The sequence below is a fragment of the Butyrivibrio sp. genome (assembly GCF_024699075.1).
In genome coordinates this window covers 1-6,946 of record NZ_JAILQF010000472.1, presented here as the reverse complement: position 1 = coordinate 6,946, position 6,946 = coordinate 1, and the positions used below count along the sequence as shown (strand labels likewise).

The 6,946-nt window shown below is 39.1% G+C and carries 3 protein-coding genes and 1 pseudogene; all 4 read right to left on the bottom strand.

Features of this window, described 5'->3' with window-relative positions:
- Positions 1 to 660: pseudogene (locus tag K6G87_RS18870) on the bottom strand (ABC transporter permease); the annotation flags it as partial.
- Positions 661 to 818: 158 nt separating this feature from the next.
- Positions 819 to 3,053, bottom strand: coding sequence for a peptide ABC transporter substrate-binding protein (locus K6G87_RS18865; RefSeq protein ID WP_296840771.1), 2,235 nt, complete (start codon positions 3,051 to 3,053; stop codon positions 819 to 821).
- 491 nt (positions 3,054 to 3,544) lie between these two features.
- A complete protein-coding gene (gene pepF, locus K6G87_RS18860) occupies positions 3,545 to 5,344 on the bottom strand; it encodes an oligoendopeptidase F (protein ID WP_296840769.1) in 1,800 nt (599 codons plus the stop codon).
- A 95-nt stretch (positions 5,345 to 5,439) separates the two neighbouring features.
- A partial coding sequence (gpmI, locus tag K6G87_RS18855; protein WP_296840766.1) for a 2,3-bisphosphoglycerate-independent phosphoglycerate mutase occupies positions 5,440 to 6,946 on the bottom strand: 1,507 nt, incomplete at its 5' end.

Genomic DNA, 6,946 nt, shown 5'->3' with positions numbered 1-6,946 from the left:
AGGGAAATTATTATCAAAATAAAGTAAGTACTTATATTTAGTACCATTTCCGATAATAGCAGGTGAGAATTTATCACCGCCATAAGCCGGATCATGTAAAGTAAAACTAATACCACGTTCTCCGATATCTATAGAATCATCAACATAGTGAATACTATCTATATCAATAATTCCTGTAAAATAGTTAATTAAACGTGTAAAGAGAGGTTTATCTCTATATGCAAAAAGAGCTTCCTGACCGCCATCTGCATACTTTCTGCCCTTCTTGATGGTAATAGCATCAAGTCGAACAACAGTATAACCCTGAGACTCATAATACTCTGTAAACTTATTGACGTATTCAGCTACTTCTTCTGAATCGTCTTCTGCTTTCTTAGCAATATCCTGAACAGTTTCAAGCTCAGATTCATCAAGTTCCCCATTTGAAACAAGCTGCGCTATGTATTCTTCATAAGTAACATAGTCAATGTACCCGTAGTTCTCCCACATACGATACATGTACTGCTTCTTTTGGTTATTACCAAGGTTCTGATATACAGAATCAGCAGCAAAGATGAGCTGACGATCCATCAATGAATAGATCAACAGCATAACTATTCCTATAACTATAACTATAGAAAACAGTCCATGTAATAATCGTTTGATCAAATATTTAAGCATAGTCCTTCACTCCAGACGACCGGTCATATGATCAGAGAATACGTTATGTCTCCAATATTACTTACCAGTCTATATTACATCAAAGTCAGGAGAATGAGCATGAGCCCATTCTCCTGCTTATAATGTTTAATACTTTATATAACTTTTAAAACCTTTAATTAATAAATACCAAGGCACTTAACCATGTATCCTGCATAGTCAGGAAGCATTGTGTCAAGATATGTCTTAGGATCACCATAGTCTGGACCCCATCCTGATACATCATAGATATCATAGTTAGCTTCAGAACCAAGTTCTGTGTAGTAACCTGCATAGTACCAATCATCAGATGTAGCACATGATACAAGGTTAACTATAACTGCACCGCCAAGAACTTCTTCAATAGACTTCTTGAAAGCATTAGCTCTGTTTGCATATGTCTCACTTGCTTCGAAGTAAGGAAGATCAACCTGAATAGGATTCTCAGCGCTTACTTCAACGCCTTCAGCTGCAAGCTCTTCAATAGCTGCGTTAAGGTGAGCTACTGCTGCATCTGCATTGTACCATCCATCAAATCCTGATGATGAACCAGCACCATCATTTCCTGAAGGATCCCAAACTGTAGCTTCAACTCCATCAGCATCAAGCTGAGCCTGAACGATCTCACCATAGTATGTTCCAGCAGGGAATGTTGTATCTGTTCCGTTGATAGCAATTGTTACTTCCTCTTCAAGCTGTACGAAGTTACCAGGTGTGTATGTGTTGATAAGTGCATTGTACTTAAGGTCATCACCATTAGTCTGTGCGTTATATGTACCTCTGTCAATTGACTGAAGAAGTGCAAGTCTGAATTCCTGGTTACGCATAGCAGCCTTAGTTCTTGCTGCATCCTCTTCTGTCTGAACTGACTTAGCAGATGTTGAATCGTTAACGTTAGCAAATGCTGCACGGTTAACATTCATGAATCCTACGAAAGATGTAGCATCTGTAAGGCTTACATAAGCATATTCATCATAGATTCCATCGTTCTTAGCTGCCTCAAGACCTGCTGTAGTAAGACTGCATCCTGAAATTGTTCCAGCCTTAGCATCATTGTATGCCTTTGTAGCATCTGTTCCATCATTATAAAGGAATGTGATTGTCTGGATATTGATGTTATCCTTGTTCCAGTATGATGGATTAGCTTTGAATACGATTGTATTCTTAGCTGTGAAGTTAGTTACAAGGTAAGGTCCGCAGTATGCGATGTGGTCAGCATCTGTACCATATGTATAGTCAGAAGCTGATGAATCGAACTCATCACCGAACTTACCACCACATGATTCGTAGTAAGAACGATTAAGAGGAGCGAACACGCTATAGCTTAACATAGTGTTGAAATATGTGCAAGGAGCAACAAGTGAATACTCAAGTGTATAGTCATCTACTGCCTTAACACCAACTGTAGAGAAGTCTGATGTCTCGCCGTTGATATAAGCATCTGCTCCAACGATAACATCCTGAACAAGGTACTCAAGACCACCCATGCAGTCCATCATGTGCTGCATACCAGCAACAAAGTCATCTGCTGTAACATCACCAACTTCACGTCCCTGAGAATCAACCCACTTAACGCCTTCACGGATGTGGAAGGTATATGTAAGACCATCTTCAGAAACTTCGTAAGATGTTGCAAGTGCAGGCTGCTGTGTATTCTCTCCATCATACTCCATAAGTCCGTCATATGTATGTACGAGTGAACGTGTATCTGCCTGTCTTGATGTGCTAAGAACATCCCATGTTGTAGGATCTGATGAACTAGGATATTTGTACTCGTCTGTGATTGTGTATCCTTTTTCTTCAAGGAAAGACTTAACCCAATCTTCGTATTCGCCTGTTCCCTTAAGCTCAGCATATTTCTCTCTCATAGCCATATAGTCTTCTGTCTTAATGAGCTCAGAAGTAACTACAGCATTATGGAAACGTGTCTCATCATTACCCCAAAGTGTAGGAGCTACTGTGTAAGGTGCCACACGGCTGATAGCATACATACCACCACGTGATGTGAATGGAATGAATACACCTGACTCAAGAAGCTTAGCTTCTGCTACAGCATCAAGTGCCCAAGATACATTCTTATCATCTTCTGCCTGAGCTGCCTCATATGTTTCATAGAATTCACCAAGTACCTGGTTGTAAACATACTCAGAAAGCTCGTCATAATCCATTGATGATTCGTCGACAACTTCTTCTTCAGAAGTCTCCTCTGCCGCGCCATCAGTTGCTTCAGCGCCATCTGCTGCTTCTGTAGCAGCTTCGTTGCTTTCAGAACCTGTGCTGTCACCTGTGCTGCTTGTGCTTGATCCACCGCAAGCTACAGAAGACACTGTCATTCCTACTGTAAGAAGTAGTGCAATGACTTTAGATCTTTTCATAATTCCTTCCTCCTTATTATTCCTCTTCTATTTTTAGATTCGGCATTTGTTTATGTAATCCTCTATGAGGCTACATCCCCTTGTTGTTTAACAAGTTGGCGCTTTAGTGCATCAAAGTCATACCTTAAAATAATAAAATGACGTTAAACACTTCTTTAAATAAAGAAAGTTAATTTAACGTCATCGTTATCATTTCAAAATTTATGAAATTTCAGCCCCCCAAAATTTCTTGGCTGGAGCCTCATTCGATGCGCGCACTGTGTTACATCAACTTCCTTTATTTTACAGTCATATTAATTTTTGTCAATATGGAAATCGTAAATTTTATCAACGTTTCCACTTGTATGACGGACATATGTACGTCGGACACAAACAAATTTTTTTCAAAAAAATCGTCAGTTTCCACTGAAAATATGGATAATCGTAACTTTATGCACATGATTAGATAAATTAGTATTCTAATGATATAAATGATACCGCTTTAGTAGGAATTATGCAAGTTTTTCCATTTCAGAAATAAGTGCATCAAACTGATCAAGCGCCTCATCTATTGGTGCAGGAGAAGACATATCAACACCTGCAATCTTCAAAAGACTTATCGGGTCTGTACTGCTTCCGGAAGACAGAAATTTGAGATAATTCTTAACTGCAGGCTCTCCCTCTTTAAGAATCTTTGTAGCAAGAGCAATTGCTGCAGAAAAGCCTGTAGCATACTGATATACATAATAGTTGTAGAAAAAATGAGGTATTCTGGCCCATTCACTTGCAATTTCCTCATCAACAACCATATTATCTCCGTAGTACAGCTTATTCAGGTCATAATATATTTTATTAAGAGTGTCCGCAGTAAGCGTATTACCGTTTTCAACAAGCTCATTAAGTTTGAGCTCAAACTCTGCAAACATAGTCTGACGATAAAGTGTTGTACGGAACTGCTCCATAAAGTAATTAAGCAGATATTTTCTCTTCTTGGTATCAGTTGTCTTAGCCAGGAGATTCTTCATCATAAGCACTTCATTGCAGGTTGAAGCAACTTCCGCAACAAAGATTACATAATCCGAATATATAACCGGCTGATTCTTCATAGACAGATAACTGTGCATTGTATGTCCTGTCTCATGAATAAGTGTAAACTGGCTGTTAAGATTATCCTTATGATTAAGAAGGATATATGGATGAGGTCTGGCTCCGCCTGAAGAATAGGCTCCGCTTCTCTTTCCTTCATTTTCATACACATCAAGCCAGCGGTTTTCATAAGCCTGTTTTACAACCTTTGCATAATCTTCTCCAAGGGGCTTAATAGCTTCAAATACAGCTTCTTTGGCCTGTTCAAATGTTATCTTTTCTTCAGCATCAGGAACGATTGAATTATAAAGGTCATACATGTGAAGCTCATCAACGCCCATAATCTTCTTACGAAGATCCATATAACGATACATTGATCCCATATGCTTATGAACCGTGTCAATAAGATTATGATATACACTTACAGGCACTTCTGTGTGATCAAGAGCAGCCTCAAGGTTATTATTGTATTTTCTTGCATTTGCATAGAAAGTCTGCTGTTTGTAATGGGCATCAAAGATTGTTGCAGAAAGAGTTTCATGAGACTTCCAGGTATCATAGAAAGTCTTGAAAGCATTTTTTCTAAACTCACGATCTGAACTTTCCATGTAAGAGATATAAGTTCCCTGTGTAAGGTCATGTTCTGCTCCCTTACTGTCTTTAACTTTAGGGAATTTAAGATCTGCATTTCTAAAAATCGATCCTATATTAGAAGGCCCCTCTGACATCTCACCTGATGCTGCAAGAAGCTTCTCCTCAGCTGCTGAGAGCATATGTTCTTTTTTCTTTCTTACACGATCAATTGCAAGGCGATATACTGTGAGCTCCTCATTTTCTTTAAAGAAGTTTTCGAGCTTATCATCTTCAATTGCCATGATCTCTGTATCTGCAAATGCTGAAGCACTTGAAATAGATACAAGTAGACCTACAGCCTTACCTTTTCTTGCCTGATTTTCATTATTGGAAAGGTCCTGATCTGCAGAAAGTGAAGCATATGAATATAAAGCTGACAATAAAAGTTCAGCCTCATCGCTCTTTTTATACCACGCAAGAAGCTTATCAGCGCTTTCTCCTACATGTCCCTGAAAGCTTTCTATTTCTTTTACAAGCTTTGTTGCATTTTCAAAATCTTTATCCCAGTCAGCAGGTGTTTTATAAAGATCTTCAAGATTCCAGGTATATTCTACCGGCACTTCTTCTCTTTTTAATATTTTCTTTTCTTCCATACTAGTCCTCTTTTCTGTTGTTATTATTGAAAGATATAATCAAAACAGCCACACCGGAGCGACATACCCCAGTGTGGCTTATTTATCTTAAAGTATTAGTCTTTTTTAACAAGAAGGCTCTTACCTGTCATTTCTGCAGGCTGCTCTTCTCCCATACACTCTATAAGAGTAGGAATTATGTCTGCAAGACATCCATCCTCTTTAAGTGTATATGCAGGATCATAGTTAACAAGAATGAATGGAACAGGATTTGTTGTATGAGCTGTCCATGGCTCACCTGTCTCATAATCGATCATCATATCGCAGTTACCGTGGTCTGCACAGATGAACATTGTACCGTTATTCTTCATGATTGCATCATAAATCTTACCTACGCACTCATCAACAGTCTCTACAGCCTTAACAGCAGCAGGAATAACACCTGTATGTCCTACCATGTCAGGATTAGCAAAGTTGCAGACGATAACGTCATAATTCTGTGAATTGATAGCATCAAGAAGCTTATCGCATACTTCAGGTGCACTCATCTGAGGTTTAAGGTCATATGTAGGTACATCCTTAGGGCTGTTTACAAGGACTCTGTCCTCATCTTTATTAGGCTCTTCTACACCGCCATTGAAGAAGAATGTAACATGAGCATATTTTTCTGTCTCAGCGATACGTGCCTGCTTAAGTCCCTTATCTGCAAGCCACTGTCCGAATGTGTTAGTGAGCTGAACTTTCTTGAATGCAATTTCCTTATTAGGAATAAGTGGATCATAATCTGTGAAGCATACAAATTTAGTCTTGATCCTGTCTCCACGATCAAACTTATCAAATTCATCATCACAGAAACAGTGAGTCATCTCTCTTGCTCTGTCAGGTCTGAAATTAAAGAATACAACTGAATCGTTATCCTTAATTGTAGCAACCGGCTGACCGTCCTTCATGATAACTGTAGGAATTACGAACTCATCTGTCTTACCGTTGTCATAAGACTGCTGCATACCTTCGTGTGCACTTGAAGCCTTCTGGCCTTCGCCCTTTGTAAGAGCATCATATGCTATAACAACACGATCGTAGTTGTTATCTCTGTCCATTGCATAATAGCGTCCTGAAAGTGAAGCAACTTCACCTACGTCAAGTTCCTTCATCTTGTCTTCAAGCTGCTGTACGAAATCAATTCCGCTTTCCGGAGGAGTATCACGTCCATCAAGGAAGCAGTGAACATATACTTTATTAAGTCCGTTCTTCTTAGCAAGTTCAAGAAGTCCATAGATGTGAGAAATGTGGCTGTGAACACCTCCATCTGATACAAGACCAAACATATGAAGAGCGCTGTCATTAGCTTTACAGTTATTAACTGCAGCAAGAAGAGCTTCGTTTTCAAAGAAATCACCATCTTCGATAGACTTTGTGATTCTAGTAAGCTCCTGATATACGATACGTCCGGCACCCATATTCATATGACCTACTTCAGAGTTACCCATCTGTCCGTCAGGAAGACCAACTGCAAGTCCGCTGGCATTTCCTTTTACAAAAGGATACTTTTCCATAAGCATATCAAGATTTGGTGTATTAGCCATAGCAATGGCATTGCCCTCAGGATTATCATTAAGACCA

What these genes read in the sequence shown, in the direction of transcription:
- K6G87_RS18865 (WP_296840771.1), bottom strand. Translation starts at nt 3,053, where the DNA reads ATGAAAAGATCTAAAGTCATTGCACTACTTCTTACAGTAGGAATGACA.
- pepF (WP_296840769.1), bottom strand. Translation starts at nt 5,344, where the DNA reads ATGGAAGAAAAGAAAATATTAAAAAGAGAAGAAGTGCCGGTAGAATAT.